The sequence below is a fragment of the Leisingera sp. ABM4_103 genome (genome assembly GCF_056158685.1).
In genome coordinates this window covers 816,253-829,622 of record NZ_JBSWTU010000005.1, presented here as the reverse complement: position 1 = coordinate 829,622, position 13,370 = coordinate 816,253, and the positions used below count along the sequence as shown (strand labels likewise).

At 66.1% G+C, this 13,370-nt stretch carries 13 protein-coding genes and 1 riboswitch; of the genes, 12 read left to right on the top strand and 1 reads right to left on the bottom strand.

Annotated elements, in window-relative coordinates; genetic code table 11:
- Positions 1 to 6: 6 nt before the first annotated feature.
- The 7 genes from ACXAED_RS05555 to ACXAED_RS05525 all read left to right on the top strand — a co-directional run bounded on the left by ACXAED_RS05555 (position 7) and on the right by ACXAED_RS05525 (position 7,501).
- Positions 7 to 906: a hemolysin family protein gene (locus ACXAED_RS05555; RefSeq protein WP_475047531.1), complete on the top strand. Its 900-nt coding sequence runs from the start codon at positions 7 to 9 to the stop codon at positions 904 to 906.
- Positions 903 to 2,402, top strand: coding sequence for an apolipoprotein N-acyltransferase (gene lnt, locus ACXAED_RS05550; RefSeq protein ID WP_475047528.1), 1,500 nt, complete (start codon positions 903 to 905; stop codon positions 2,400 to 2,402). The genes ACXAED_RS05555 and lnt overlap by 4 nt, the downstream gene beginning before the upstream one ends.
- 61 nt (positions 2,403 to 2,463) lie before the next feature.
- A riboswitch (SAM-SAH riboswitch) is annotated at positions 2,464 to 2,513 on the top strand.
- 7 nt (positions 2,514 to 2,520) lie between these two features.
- Entirely contained in the window at positions 2,521 to 3,702 is a 1,182-nt protein-coding gene (metK, locus tag ACXAED_RS05545; protein WP_475047527.1) for a methionine adenosyltransferase, read from the top strand.
- Positions 3,703 to 4,047: 345 nt separating this feature from the next.
- A complete protein-coding gene (locus ACXAED_RS05540) occupies positions 4,048 to 4,581 on the top strand; it encodes a COG3904 family protein (protein ID WP_475047525.1) in 534 nt (177 codons plus the stop codon).
- A gap of 90 nt (positions 4,582 to 4,671) precedes the next feature.
- Positions 4,672 to 5,448 (top strand): tRNA (guanine(46)-N(7))-methyltransferase TrmB, encoded by a 777-nt coding sequence (gene trmB, locus ACXAED_RS05535; protein WP_475047522.1) that lies wholly within the window; start codon positions 4,672 to 4,674, stop codon positions 5,446 to 5,448.
- An 86-nt stretch (positions 5,449 to 5,534) separates the two neighbouring features.
- On the top strand, positions 5,535 to 6,881 hold the full coding sequence (aroA, locus tag ACXAED_RS05530) for a 3-phosphoshikimate 1-carboxyvinyltransferase (RefSeq protein WP_475047520.1): 1,347 nt from the start codon (positions 5,535 to 5,537) through the stop codon (positions 6,879 to 6,881).
- A complete protein-coding gene (locus ACXAED_RS05525) occupies positions 6,878 to 7,501 on the top strand; it encodes a (d)CMP kinase (protein WP_475047519.1) in 624 nt (207 codons plus the stop codon). Before aroA ends, ACXAED_RS05525 begins: the two co-directional genes overlap by 4 nt.
- A gap of 86 nt (positions 7,502 to 7,587) precedes the next feature.
- Here ACXAED_RS05525 and ACXAED_RS05520 read toward each other — a convergent pair whose 3' ends face one another.
- Entirely contained in the window at positions 7,588 to 8,067 is a 480-nt protein-coding gene (locus ACXAED_RS05520) for a YHS domain-containing (seleno)protein (protein ID WP_475047516.1), read from the bottom strand.
- A gap of 237 nt (positions 8,068 to 8,304) precedes the next feature.
- Here ACXAED_RS05520 and ACXAED_RS05515 point away from each other — a divergent pair, with 237 nt between their 5' ends.
- The 5 genes from ACXAED_RS05515 to ACXAED_RS05495 all read left to right on the top strand — a co-directional run bounded on the left by ACXAED_RS05515 (position 8,305) and on the right by ACXAED_RS05495 (position 13,276).
- Positions 8,305 to 8,838 carry a hypothetical protein gene (locus ACXAED_RS05515; RefSeq protein WP_475047513.1) on the top strand — a complete coding sequence of 178 codons (534 nt, stop codon included), beginning with the start codon at positions 8,305 to 8,307 and terminating at the stop codon, positions 8,836 to 8,838.
- Positions 8,839 to 9,004: 166 nt separating this feature from the next.
- Entirely contained in the window at positions 9,005 to 10,150 is a 1,146-nt protein-coding gene (locus tag ACXAED_RS05510) for an amidohydrolase (RefSeq protein WP_475047510.1), read from the top strand.
- A gap of 2 nt (positions 10,151 to 10,152) precedes the next feature.
- On the top strand, positions 10,153 to 11,343 hold the full coding sequence (locus tag ACXAED_RS05505) for a diaminopropionate ammonia-lyase (RefSeq protein WP_475047507.1): 1,191 nt from the start codon (positions 10,153 to 10,155) through the stop codon (positions 11,341 to 11,343).
- The gene (locus ACXAED_RS05500; RefSeq protein WP_475047506.1) at positions 11,336 to 12,502 is read left to right on the top strand and encodes a M24 family metallopeptidase; all 1,167 of its coding nucleotides are present in this window, start codon (positions 11,336 to 11,338) and stop codon (positions 12,500 to 12,502) included. Before ACXAED_RS05505 ends, ACXAED_RS05500 begins: the two co-directional genes overlap by 8 nt.
- A 15-nt stretch (positions 12,503 to 12,517) precedes the next feature.
- The gene (locus ACXAED_RS05495; protein WP_475047504.1) at positions 12,518 to 13,276 is read left to right on the top strand and encodes a maleate cis-trans isomerase family protein; all 759 of its coding nucleotides are present in this window, start codon (positions 12,518 to 12,520) and stop codon (positions 13,274 to 13,276) included.
- Positions 13,277 to 13,370 lie beyond the last annotated feature (94 nt).

The following is a 13,370-nucleotide window of genomic DNA, read 5'->3' as shown; positions in this document are numbered from 1 at the left end:
GGACCGATGGGCGACATAGAAGGCAGTTCTAACGCGGCGCAGGGCGCGCTGCAGAACGTGAACGGCACGGCGGCAGAAGCGCCTGCCACCGAAAAAACAGGTTTCTGGGCACGGCTTTTCAGCGTGTTCAGCACTGAAGCGCAAGCCGAAGAGGAACCCGGCAGCGATCAGCCTGCGGCGGGTGTAGTTCCGCACGGCATGATCAATCTGCGCCGGCTGCGGGTGGAAGATGTTGCCATCCCCTCTGCCGAGATTGCCGCAGTGCCGGTAACCATAGACAAGGACGACCTGGTCGGCATCTTCCGCCAAAGCGGCTTTACCCGGATCCCCGTGTACGAGGGCACGCTGGACACGCCCCTGGGTTTTGTCCACCTCAAGGATTTTTCGCTCACCCACGGTTTCAATGGCGGCAGCTCGGACTTCGACCTGCAGCGGATGCTGCGTCCGCTGCTCTTCGTGCCGCCGTCGATGCCGATCGGGGTGCTATTGACCAAGATGCAGGCCGAACGCCGCCACATGGCGCTGGTGATCGACGAATACGGCGGTGTTGACGGGCTGGTGACCATCGAGGATCTGATCGAACAGGTTGTCGGCGAGATCGAGGATGAACACGACGCCGACGAGCTGCAGACCTGGTACCAGGAAAAGCCGGGCAGCTACATCGCTCTGGCACGCACGCCCCTGCCGGAATTCGAGACCGAGATCGGCCAGTCGCTGACCAGCCACGATGCGGTGGATGAAGAAGAAATCGACACCCTGGGCGGTCTGGTCTTCATGCTGTCGGGCAGGGTGCCTGCCCGCGGCGAGGTGATTGAGCATCCCGAAGGGGCTGAGTTCGAGGTGATCGACGCCGACCCGCGCCGCATCAAACGGCTGCGCGTCAGGCTGCCGGACGCCGCCGCATGATTTCACTCGGGCTGCGCCGGGCTGCCCGGCAGCTCAGGCTTGCGCCGGCCGCGCTGGCCTTTGGCGGCGGTGCGCTGCTGTCTCTGGCGCTTGCGCCCTGGCATGTCCTGATTGGGCTTCCCGTCGCGCTGGCTGCTGCGGGCTGGCTGATCCTGCAAGCTGCCTCGGCCCGCACGGCGGCGCTGGCGGGCTGGCTGTTCGGGCTGGGGTATTTCGCCTTTGGCCTGTCGTGGATCATCGAACCCTTCCAAATCGACCCGGAGCGCCACGCCTGGATGGCGCCGTTTGCGCTGGTGTTCCTGGCCGCAGGCCTTGCCCTGTTCTGGGGGGCGGCCTTTGGCCTGACCGCCCGGTTCAGCCGCGGTGCCTGGCGGGTGCCGGTGCTGGCGGCCATGTGGACGCTGGCGGAGTTTGCCCGCGCCTACCTGCTGACCGGGTTTCCCTGGGCGGGGTTCGGGCAGTTCTGGATCGATACGCCTGCCGCGAACCTGCTGCCCTGGATCGGGCCGCAGGGGCTGGGGCTGCTTACCCTTGCGGCGTTTCTACCGCTGGCCCTGATCCGCCAAAACCCGCTTGCCGCTGCCGCACCGCTCGCCATATCCGCGGCTGCCGTTCTCGCCGTGCCCGCTCCGCTACAGGGCGCGCAAACGGGCAAGACGGTGCAAATCGTTCAGCCCAACGCGCCGCAGAACCTGAAATGGCACCCGGACCACCGCTGGGAATTTGTCCGCAGGTCCGTTGCCTTGTCCGCGGGGGAGCCGCGGCCCGACCTGATTGTCTGGCCGGAGACCGCGGTGCCGCAGCTGCTGAACTACGCTGAAGACACGCTCCGGATTATCGCGGACAGCGCGGGCGGCGTGCCGGTCCTGCTGGGTATCCAGCGGGAGGAGGCGGGCGCCTACTACAACTCCGCGGTGCTGCTGGACGCCGACGGTATGGCTGCCGCCACCTATGACAAGGCGCATCTGGTGCCGTTCGGGGAATACGTGCCGTTCGGCGACTTCATGGCGCGCTTTGGTATCCACGGGTTTGCCTCCCAGGCGGGCGCGGGCTATGCCGCCGGTCCTGGCGCGCAGGTGATGGATCTGCCCATCGGCAGCGCCTTGCCGCTGATCTGCTACGAGGCTGTTTTTCCTCAGGATGTGAACGCCGCCGAAACCCGGCCGCAGATGCTGGTGCAGATCACCAATGACGCCTGGTTCGGCACCCGGTCAGGCCCCTATCAGCACCTGGTGCAGGCCCGGATGCGGGCGCTGGAGCAGGGTCTGCCGATGATCCGCGCCGCCAATACCGGCGTCTCTGCCATGATCGCGCCGGATGGGGCGATGCTGGACAGCCTGCCGCTGGGGGAGGCCGGGTATATGGACGCGGCCCTGCCTGCACCGCTGGCGCCAACGCTCTACAGCCGCACCGGCGACTGGCCTGTCCTGCTGCTGTGTCTTTTTGGTGCGTTTGCGGTGTTCTTCCGCCACCGGCCCCTTGCGCTGCGGTCATAGCTGTTTAACTCTATCCGAATATAGATTGACCCGCGCGGTCTTGCCGCGTAATGCGGCCCGATACCTGCCACAACGGCTTCCTGGCGTGGCGGGCTGAACCTCAATGGAGCACTTTTTCATGACCCGTATGAACTACACCTTCACTTCGGAATCGGTTTCCGAAGGCCACCCGGACAAGGTCTGCGACCGCATTTCCGATGCGGTGCTGGACGCTTTTCTGGCGGAGGAGCCCGAAGCACGTGTGGCAGCTGAGACTTTCGCCACCACGAACCGTGTTGTCATCGGGGGCGAAGTCGGCCTGTCCGATCAGGACAAGCTGCATGACTACATGGGCAAGATCGACGAGATCGCCCGTGCCTGCATCAAGGACATCGGCTACGAGCAGGACAAGTTCCACCATGAGACCGTGGAAGTGACCAACCTGCTGCACGAGCAGTCGGCCCATATCGCGCAGGGCGTTGATGCCGCTGCCGACAAGGACGAGGGCGCTGGCGACCAGGGCATCATGTTCGGGTTTGCCACCAATGAAACCGACGCGCTGATGCCGGCGCCGATCCAGTTCTCCCACGCGATCCTGCGCCGCCTGGCCGAGGTCCGCAAGAACGGCACCGAGCCGGCCCTGGGCCCGGACGCGAAATCGCAGCTGTCGGTGGTCTATGAAGGCGGCAAGCCGGTGGGTGTCAGCTCGCTGGTGCTGTCGACCCAGCACCTCGATGAATCGCTGACCTCGAATGACATCCGCGCCATTGTCGAGCCCTACATCCGCGAAACCCTGCCCGAGGGCTGGCTGACGGAGGCAACCGTCTGGCACGTGAACCCGACCGGCAAGTTCGTGATCGGCGGCCCGGACGGCGACGCGGGCCTCACCGGCCGCAAGATCATCGTCGACACCTACGGCGGCGCAGCCCCGCACGGCGGCGGCGCCTTCTCCGGCAAGGATCCGACCAAGGTGGACCGCTCGGCTGCCTATGCCGCGCGCTACCTGGCCAAAAACGTGGTGGCTGCGGGCATGGCTGATAAATGCACCATCCAGCTGTCCTACGCCATCGGCGTGTCCAAGCCGCTGTCGATCTATGCCGACACCCACGGCACCGGCGAAGTCGAGCCCGCTGCCATCGAAAAAGCGATTGATCAGGTGATGGACCTGACCCCGCGCGGCATCCGATCGCACCTGGGGCTGAACAAGCCGATCTACCAGCGCACCGCGGCTTATGGCCACTTCGGCCGCGAGCCGGAGGCCGACGGCGGCTTCAGCTGGGAGCGCACCGACCTGGCCGAGGCGCTTAAGAAAGCGGTCTGAGACCAGAGGATTAACGACAGGGGAGCGGGCCGCAGGGTCCGCTCTTTTTTTGTCGTGGAGTGCGGCCGCCCGCGTTCAAACATCTACGGAATGCGCTTCTTCCCTAAGGTCCGGCGCCGCGTCTGGCGCATTGGGGCAGAAGCGCTGACCCGTTGAGGCTGGAGCAAAACGCCGGGCTGCGCCATACTGACCGGGTGAAAATCCTCACCTTCCGGAGTCGCGATGCTGCGTTTGACGGCTTCTATTCTTTGCTTGGCGCTGCCGCTAGCTGCGGCCGCAAAGGACGGGTTGCCGCAAAAATTCAGTCTTCTGGGCCGAACGCTTGTTTATGACACCGGGACAGATGTGAGAGGCGAACCGGCCGAGATCACCGATGAGGACGTTGAGAAGCTGCAGGGGATTCTGCTCCAGTCCCCGGAGATCACCGAATTGCAGCTCAACAGCATTGGCGGCAGTGTCTATGCCGGCGAGGAAATTGCCGCGCTGGTGCTGGAATACGGGCTCGACACATTAATCGACGGGGAGTGCATCAGCGCTTGCGTGGATGTTTTCCTGGCGGGTAACCGCCGCCGTATGACGTTTGGGTCGCGCATCGGTTTCCATCAGCGGAACTGGCCGGCACAGGCCGTGCACAAATACTACCGCAGCGAGCGGCGGACGCAGCGATGGTCGACACCGTTTGAGTTCGGCTCCTGGATCTATGAGGACACCCAGCGCGAGATTTATGACCATCTCAGCTATATGGTGGCGCGCGGGGTCGATCCCGGCTTTGCCATCGAAACGCTGCGCACCGATCCCGACGGGGAATGGTATCCCAGCCGCTTGCGCCTGACCGCAGCCGGGGTTCTGCGGGACGTTCTGCCGCAACAGCGCCCCTAGCCGGGCCGGCACCGGCTTGACCCCGGGGCCTGCTTGCGGCAGAGGAGCGGCCAGCCTTTCAAATACCGCCTCGAACAGGAGCCCCGACGCATGTCCGGCGACCAGAAGCCACGCGACGACCAGTCCAAGGATGCCCAGCCTGCCGCCTCCAACGCGGCTGAAAAACACGCCAGCGGCGCCCCCTGGCGCAATTTCTATGGCCGCTTCAAGGGCAAGACGCTGAAGGACAGCCAAAAGCGTTATCTCGACGAGGATCTGGCCAAGCTCAGCCCCGGCGCCGTCGGCTGGGAGGAAAACCCGGAGCGCACGCCGCTGGACCTGGACGCGCTGTTTGGCGGCAAGGATGTCTGGCTGGAGGTCGGCTTTGGCGGCGGCGAGCATCTGGTGCATCAGGCTGTCAGCAATCCGGACACGGGCATCATCGGCGCCGAACCCTTCATCAACGGTGTGGCGATGCTGCTGGGCAAGATCCGCAACGCAGGAGCGGACAATATCGCCATCCACCCGGGCGATGCCCGCGACCTGATGGATGTGCTGCCCGCCGCCTCTATCTCGCGCGCCTTCCTGCTGTACCCGGACCCCTGGCCGAAGAAGCGCCACCACCGCCGCCGCTTTGTGACGCAGGAGCATCTGGAGCCGCTGGCCCGCTGCCTGAAGCCCGGTGCGATTTTCCGTGTTGCGACTGATATTCCCGACTATGTGCGCCAGACCCTGGAGGAGGTGCCGAAGGCCGGTTTCGAATGGCTGGCAGAAGGCCCCGAAGACTGGCGCCGGTCCTGGGATGACTGGATCTCCACCCGGTATGAGCAGAAAGCCCTGCGCGAAGGCCGCACGCCGCATTACCTTACCTTCCGCCGCTTGGGCTGAGGCCAATAGCGCTGGACCGGCCAGATCCAATCCGTTACCGATAGCGCAAACGAACAGACGAACGACCGACAGACGAAGGAAGCCACATGTCCGGACACGGCACGCCCATCCCGATGACCTCGCACCGCTCTGGCCCGCTGACCGGCGTGGCTGAAGTGCCCGGCGACAAGTCGATTTCGCACCGGTCGCTGATCCTGGGCGCGCTGTCGGTGGGGGAAACCAAGATCTCCGGCCTGCTGGAAGGCGAGGATGTGCTGGACACCGCCAAGGCGATGCAGGCCTTTGGCGCCGAGGTGGTGAACCACGGCGGCGGCAACTGGTCGGTGTTCGGCGTTGGCGTCGGCGGCTTTGCTGAGCCGGGCAATGTGATCGACTGCGGCAACTCCGGCACCGGGGTGCGGCTGATCATGGGGGTGATGGCAACTTCGCCGATCACCGCGACCTTCACCGGCGATGCCTCGCTGAACAAGCGCCCAATGGCGCGGGTGACGGATCCTCTGGCGCTGTTCGGCACCCAATCCGTGGGACGTTCCGGCGGGCGGCTGCCGATGACTATCGTCGGCGCCGCTGATCCGGTGCCGGTGCGCTATGAGGTGCCGGTGCCGTCGGCGCAGGTGAAATCGGCGGTGCTGTTTGCTGGCCTCAACGCGCCCGGCAAGACCGTGGTAATTGAGAAGGAAGCCACCCGCGACCATACCGAGCGGATGCTGGCGGGCTTTGGCGCCGAGATCACCACTGAGGAGACCGGAGAGGGCCGCGTCATCACCCTGACCGGCCGGCCCGAGCTGAAACCGCAGGTGATCGCGGTGCCGCGCGACCCGTCCTCCGCCGCCTTCCCGGTCTGTGCGGCGCTGATCACCCCTGGTTCTGACGTGCTGGTGCCGAACATCGGCCTCAACCCGACCCGCGCGGGCCTCTACTACACCCTGCAGGACATGGGCGCCGACCTGACCTTCGAGAACATGCGCGAGGAGGGCGGCGAGCCGGTTGCCGATCTGCGCGCCAAGTACTCGCCCAATATGAAGGGCATCGAAGTGCCGCCGGAGCGCGCCGCCTCGATGATCGACGAATACCCGGTGCTGTCGGTGGTGGCGGCCTTTGCCGAAGGCAAGACCATGATGGCGGGTGTCAAGGAGCTGCGGGTTAAGGAAAGCGACCGGATCGACGCGATGGCCAAGGGCCTGCGCGCCAATGGTGTGACTGTCGAGGAAGGCGAGGACTGGTGGGAGGTCACCGGGCTGGGCATTGATGGCGTGCCGGGCGGCGGCACCTGCGAGAGCTTCTTGGACCACCGTATCGCCATGTCCTTCATGGTGATGGGCATGGGCGCGCAGAACGCTGTCTCGGTTAACGACGGCAGCCCGATCGCCACCTCCTTCCCGATCTTCGAGACCCTCATGGGCAACCTGGGGGCCAAGCTGGAGCGCACATGAGCAAGAGCTTCACCATAGCGGTCGACGGGCCGGCCGCGGCCGGCAAGGGCACCCTCTCCAAGGCGGTTGCTGCCCATTACGGCTTTGGCCATCTTGACACCGGTCTCCTGTACCGGGCCGTCGGGGCCAAGATGATGGAGGGCGTGACGCCGGTCACGGCGGCCCGGACCCTCACTCCGGAGGATCTGGCGCGCGAGGATCTGCGCGGGCCGGAGGTGGCGCAGGCGGCGTCCAAGGTGGCAGTTATTGCCGAGGTCCGTGCGGCACTGGTCGACTTCCAGCGCGCTTTTGCCCGCCGGGCGGGCGGTGCGGTGCTGGACGGGCGCGATATCGGGACGGTGATCTGCCCCTATGCGCAGGTGAAGCTGTTTGTCACCGCCAGCGCCGAGGTGCGCGCCCGGCGGCGGTTCCTGGAGCTGACGGCAGCAGGCAAGGTGATCACCCTTGCCGAAGTGCTGGCCGACGTGAAGGCCCGCGACGACCGCGACATGAACCGTGCCGAGGCGCCGCTGAAACCGGCTGATGATGCGGTGTTGATCGACACCAGCGAGCTGAGCATCGAAGAGGCGCTGGCCAAGGCTTTGGGCGTGATCGAAAGCCGCATGGAAACCGTCGGCTGACGCGCAGACGCCCGCAGCCGGGGCATTAGCTGCGGGCGCAAGGGCAGGCAGGAAGGCCCGCCCGGCGGGACACGGCCAGCGCGGGATCAGAGCGCGCCGACGGCCACGTGCTTGATCTGGCCCCACTGGCTGTCCGCGGTCTTGGCAGAACCGGCCACGTCCTCCAGGAAGGCAGCGCGGGTGGCGGCGTTCAGGAACAGGAACAGCTTGCCATCATGCACCAGGTACTGGTCCGGGTCGCCGTCGAACTTCTTGCCGACTGACACGCCGTAAGAGCAGAAGCCGCCATGCTGCGGCAGGTATTTCGCCGGGTTGGCCTCAAACGCGGTCTTGTTCTCTTCCGAGACAAAATAATACGAAGCGCCGTCCACGGTGGCGGAGTAGGTGGCCATGCCCTCCACCGGGTTGCGGCTGTCCAGCAGCGCCACTAGGTCGACGCCATGCGCGCCCAGCGGTGCGCCGCCGGCGGAGATGCCGTTGGAGACGTTGACCTCGTCCGCGGCATAGGCGGGCGCGGCCAGTGCGGCAGTCAGTGAAATCAGGGCGGTTGTCAGAAGCGTTTTCATGTTGGTCCTCATTGGGTTTCAGGGCGGGTTCAGGGGTGCCGGGGCAGGGTGTGCGGCCCGGTGATCTGAAGCTAAGTCCGCAGCGCTGGACGTTTAATCTCCGTCCGTCCCGGTGATCTTGCAGATCGTCCCGAATTTCCGGGGCGTTGTTTTGCTGACGGCTCACCCAACTGTGCATGGAGCCGCGCGCGGCACCGCAGTAGCCTGAAAGGGCGCGTCAAAAGGGGGGGTGCCGTCATGGCCTGGCTGCGGACATTTGTGATTGCTTGCGTATTGGCTGTGCCCGGGCTGGCGCAGGAAGCAGCACCAGAGCCGGAGCCGCCGATGACCTATGAACGGCTGGGCCGCATCCTTTTTGCCCTGGACAGCGCGGCGCAGCCGGTGGGGCCGGGCTTCCAGCTGACCATCGCCGGGGTGCCGGTGCTGGTGGTCACCGACCCGGCAGCGGACCGGATGCGGGCCATGGTGCCGCTGCGCCCTGCAGAGGGTCTGACCGCGGAAGAGCTGATGCGGATGATGCAGGCCAATTTCGACAGCGCGCTGGATGCGCGCTATGCGGTGGCGCGCGGCCAGCTTTGGGCGGTGTTCATCCACCCGCTGTCAGCGCTGCAGAAGGATCAGCTGATCTCGGGCCTGGGGCAGACGGTGAATATCGCCCGCACCTACGGGACGCTCTACACCGGCGGGGCGTTGCAGTTCCGCGGCGGCGACAGCCCGGGAATCCACCGGCAGCTGATCGAGGAGCTGCTGGAAAAAGGCGAGGAAATCTAGCGGGCTGGCCTGGCGGCGGATCCCGCAGCGGCCTCACCCTGCCGGGTACGAAAATCAGCCCGGATCGCTGCAACAAGAATGAATTTCGTCATCTGAGCGCAGGATTAATACGCACCAAGTCGCAAGCGGCGGCCTAAAGTCGCCTCAAACAGCTTGGAGAGCGCACATGACCAGCTTTCAGGGCCGCCTGACCGCTCTGCGCCGGAACTTTCACCGGCACCCGGAGCTCGGCTTCAAGGAAGACCGCACCAAGGCCAAGGTCGCGGCGCATCTGCGCGGGCTGGGACTGGAGGTGCATGAGGGCGCAGGCGTGGTGGGGCTGCTGCGGGCCGGCACCGGCAACCGGGCCATCGGGCTGCGGGCCGATATGGACGCGCTGCCCATCAGCGAAACCTCCACGCATGGATACGTGTCCGAAACACCGGGGGTGATGCACGCCTGCGGCCATGACGGCCACATGACGATGCTCTTGGGCGCCGCCGAAAGGCTGGCGCAAGAGCGGGGGTTTGACGGCACCGTGGTGTTTCTGTTTCAGCCCAACGAGGAACACGGACTGGGCGCGCAGGCGATGATCGCCGAGGGCGTGCTGGAACGGTTCCCGATCGAGGAAGTCTATGCCATCCACAATCTGCCGGGCGCGCCGGTGGGGCAGGTCTCGACCCGGCCGGGGCAGATCTGCAGCAGCGAGAGCCTGTTCGAGATTGTGATCAAGGGGCAGGGCGGCCATGCCTCGATGCCGCAGGCGGGGGTGGATGCCATCACCGTCGGGGCCGAAATGGTCCTGGCGCTGCAGACCATCGTCTCGCGCAAGCTGGCGCCGGGGGCGGGGGCGGTGGTTTCGGTGACCGAGTTCCTGACAGACGGCCAGCGCAACGTGCTGCCGGGCCATGCGGTGCTGAAGGGCGATGTGCGCGCCCGGGTGCCGGAGGACCGTGCCGCGGTGGAACGCTTCATGCGCCAGATCGCTGCCGGTGTGGCCGCCACCCACGGGGTGGAGGCGGAAGTGCGTTTCAACACCGAGTTTGTCGAGACCATCAACGCGGAAGGCCCGGTTGAAGCGGTCTATCGCGCAGGCGAAGCCGCGGGCTGCGAGGTGATCCGCAACCGCCCGCCGATGAGCTTCTCCGAGGATTTCGCCCATTTCGCCAACGCCGTGCCCGGCTGCTTTCTGCTGCTGGGCAATGGCGAAGAGGGGCCGCACGGCCAGCCGCTGCACGCGGCGGACTATGATTTCAACGACGCTCTGCTGCCCATCGGAGCGGAGGTCTGGGTGCAGCTGGTGCGTGACCGGCTGCCAGCGGGAAAGGACTGACGATGCTTGAACAATTTGCTGTTGCCCTGCGCCACACGGCAGGGAACCCGAAATCCGGCGAGGCGGCCTATAGCGTTCTGTCGGAACAGGACTTTGCCAACGCGCAAGCGGAGATCGCCGCTTGGGAGGGGTATGAGGAAACGCCGCTGGTCTCCTTGGCCGGGCTGGCGTCGCAGATCGGCGTGGGCCGGATCGACTACAAGCACGAAGGCCCGCGGTTCGGCCTCGGCAGCTTCAAGGCGCTGGGCGGGTCCTATGCGGCGATGCGGGTGCTGCAGCGGGAGCTGAGCAAGCAGCTGGGCCAGGACGTCAGTCTGGAGGAAATCCGCAAGGGCGCCCACAAGGAGGCTTGCGCCGGGATCACCCTGGTCTCGGCCACCGACGGCAACCATGGCCGCTCGCTGGCCTGGGGCTGCCAGCGCTTTGGCGCGCCCTGCCGGATCTATATCCATGCCGAGGTCAGCGAGGGCCGCGCCGTGGCGATGCGCGAGCTGGGCGCCGAGGTGATCCGGATCGACGGCGACTATGACGACTCGGTGCTGCTGGCCAAGAAGGAGGCGGAGGAAAACGGCTGGTTCGTGGTCTCCGACACCTCCTGGGAAGGCTACACCGAGCCGCCGCGCGATGTGATGGCCGGCTACAGCGTGATGACCCGCGAGGCCTGCGAGGCGCTGGAGCAGCCCCCCACCCATGTGTTCCTGCAGGGCGGCGTCGGCGGGCTGGCGGCCTCGGTCGCAGCGGCGCTGCGGCAGTTTTACGGGGCAGCGTCTCCGCGGGTGGTGATTGTCGAGCCGGAACTGGCGGCCTGCCTGTTCGACAGCGCCAAGGCGGGCAAGGCGACGAATTTCGCCATCCAGGAAGAAACCATCATGGCGGGCCTCTCCTGCGGTGAGCCGTCGGAAATGGCATGGGAGATCCTGACCGAGGAAGCCGCGGACTTTGTGACCATTCCTGACAGCATCGTTGCCCCCGCGGTGCGGCTGCTGGCCAATGGCGAAACCGGCGATCCGGTGGTGGAGGCAGGCGAAAGCGCGGTGGCGGGGCTGTCCGCCCTGATCGCCGCCTGCAAGTCGCCGGACATGAAAGCGACGCTGGGCCTGGACGCGAACTCCCGCGTGCTGCTGATCGGTTCCGAAGGGGTCACCGATCCGGCGATTTATGCCGCGATCATGGAAGGGAAAGACCATGTCTGACGCGCCCGCCCGCGGGTTCCCGGAAGCGGAATTTGCAGCCCGCACTGAAAAGGCGCAGGCGCTGATGGCACAGCAGGGGCTTGATGGGCTTCTTCTGCTGACCGAGCCGGATGTGCGCTATTTCAGCGGTTTTCACACGCTGTTCTGGCAAAGCCCGACGCGCCCCTGGTTCCTGTTTGTGCCGTCCGCGGGCAAGCCGGTTGCGATCATCCCGGAGATCGGCGCCGACCTGATGCGCCGCACCTGGATCGAGGACATCCGCACCTGGAGCGCCCCGGCGCCCGAGGATGACGGCATCAGCCTGCTGACGGAACTGCTGTCGCCCATTGCCTCCCGTGGCGGTTCCATCGGCCTGATGAAAGGGCATGAGACCTCGCTTAGGATGCCGCTGCGCGACTACGAGCGGCTGATGGCGGGGCTGCCGGGGCTGAAGGTGGCGGATGCCACCCCGCTGGTGCGCAGACTGCGGATGGTGAAATCCGCCGCCGAGATTGAGAAGCTGGCGCACATCTGCGCCATCGGCTCCCGCACATTTGCGCGGGTTCCTGAAATCGCTCATGAAGGCCAGCCGTTTGAGGATCTGTTCCGGGCCTTCCGGCGCGAGGCGCTGGCGCAGGGCGCGGATGACGTGCCTTACCTGGTGGGCGGGGCCGATCAGGGCGGCTACAGCGACGTGATCTCGCCGCCCACGGGCCGGCCCTTGCAGGCGGGTGACATCATGATGCTGGACACCGGTGCCACCTGGGATGGCTACTTCTGCGATTTCGACCGCAACTTTGCCATTGGCCGGGCCGATGACCTGTCCCGCCGTGCTTATGACGTGCTGTGGCGGGCGACCGAGGCGGGGATCGCCGCCGCGCGCCCGGGCGCGACCTGCCGCGAGCTGTTCCAGGCGATGCAGTCCGTGATTGCCGAAATGGACGATCAGGGCGGCGACGTGGGGCGGCTGGGCCACGGGCTGGGGATGCAGCTGACCGAATGGCCCTCGCACGCCGCCTTTGACGGGACGGTGATCGCGGAGAACATGGTGCTGACGCTGGAACCCTCGCTGAGCTACGGCGAAGGCCGTATCATGGTGCATGAGGAAAACATCGTGGTGCGGGCAGACGGCGCTGAGCTGCTGACAACCCGCGCCGCCCCCGAACTGCCGGTGATCTGAAGGAGGCTTTGGGCCATGAAACTCTCCTATGATACCGACGCAGGCATCGGCACCCGCGCCACCCTGGGCGTGATCGTGCTGGAAACCGACGAGACGCTGGAGCCGGAGTTCGCCAGGATGATGGCGCAGGAGGGGGTGGCGCTTTATCACAGCCGCATCCCGATGGTGCCGGAGATCCGCCCGGAGACGCTGGCGCGGATGCAGGCGGACCTGCCGGCCTCGGCCCGGCTGCTGCCGTCCTCGCTGGATTTTGACGTGATCGGCTATGGCTGCACGTCGGCGTCGACGGTGATCGGCTCGGCCAAGGTGGCCGAGGCGGTGCAGACGGTCCTGCCTAGGGCCAAGGTCACCGACCCGCTGGCGGCGATCATCGCCGCGGGCAGGGCGCTGGGGGCCGCAAGGCTGGGGTTCGTCACGCCTTACCTGCCTGAAGTCTCGGCGCAGATGCGGCAGAAGCTGGAGGCGGCGGGGTTCGAAATCGCCGGCTTCGGCTCGTTTGAGGAAATGGACGACCGGGTGGTGGCACGCATCACCGAGGCGGCTATTGCGGCGGCGGCCAAACAGGTGGCCAGCGCCGCGGACTGCGATGCGATCGTGATCTCCTGCACCAACCTGCGCTGCCTGCGGGTGATTCCGGAGATTGAGGAGGCGACCGGTGTGCCGGTGGTCTCCAGCAACCAGGCGCTGGCCTGGCACATGCTGCGGCTGGCCGGGATCACGGACCCCCAGCCGCAGTTCGGCAGGCTGTTCGCCCGGGGTTTGGCGGACGGATAGGTAGAATTTTACGGGAATTGCCGCCTGACAATTTTTGGCAAGCTGTCCCGCCGGACGGGGCAGTCTAAGCTTGAAATCCACGGGCGGATCATCA

Coding starts and splice junctions, on each gene's coding strand:
- ACXAED_RS05500 (WP_475047506.1), top strand. CDS start 11,336: ATGTCTGACGCGCCCGCCCGCGGGTTCCCGGAAGCGGAATTTGCAGCC.
- ACXAED_RS05495 (WP_475047504.1), top strand. CDS start 12,518: ATGAAACTCTCCTATGATACCGACGCAGGCATCGGCACCCGCGCCACC.
- ACXAED_RS05520 (WP_475047516.1), bottom strand. CDS start 8,067: ATGAAAACGCTTCTGACAACCGCCCTGATTTCACTGACTGCCGCACTG.
- ACXAED_RS05525 (WP_475047519.1), top strand. CDS start 6,878: ATGAGCAAGAGCTTCACCATAGCGGTCGACGGGCCGGCCGCGGCCGGC.
- ACXAED_RS05510 (WP_475047510.1), top strand. CDS start 9,005: ATGACCAGCTTTCAGGGCCGCCTGACCGCTCTGCGCCGGAACTTTCAC.
- ACXAED_RS05555 (WP_475047531.1), top strand. CDS start 7: ATGGGCGACATAGAAGGCAGTTCTAACGCGGCGCAGGGCGCGCTGCAG.
- trmB (WP_475047522.1), top strand. CDS start 4,672: ATGTCCGGCGACCAGAAGCCACGCGACGACCAGTCCAAGGATGCCCAG.
- ACXAED_RS05515 (WP_475047513.1), top strand. CDS start 8,305: ATGGCCTGGCTGCGGACATTTGTGATTGCTTGCGTATTGGCTGTGCCC.
- lnt (WP_475047528.1), top strand. CDS start 903: ATGATTTCACTCGGGCTGCGCCGGGCTGCCCGGCAGCTCAGGCTTGCG.
- ACXAED_RS05505 (WP_475047507.1), top strand. CDS start 10,153: ATGCTTGAACAATTTGCTGTTGCCCTGCGCCACACGGCAGGGAACCCG.
- metK (WP_475047527.1), top strand. CDS start 2,521: ATGACCCGTATGAACTACACCTTCACTTCGGAATCGGTTTCCGAAGGC.
- aroA (WP_475047520.1), top strand. CDS start 5,535: ATGTCCGGACACGGCACGCCCATCCCGATGACCTCGCACCGCTCTGGC.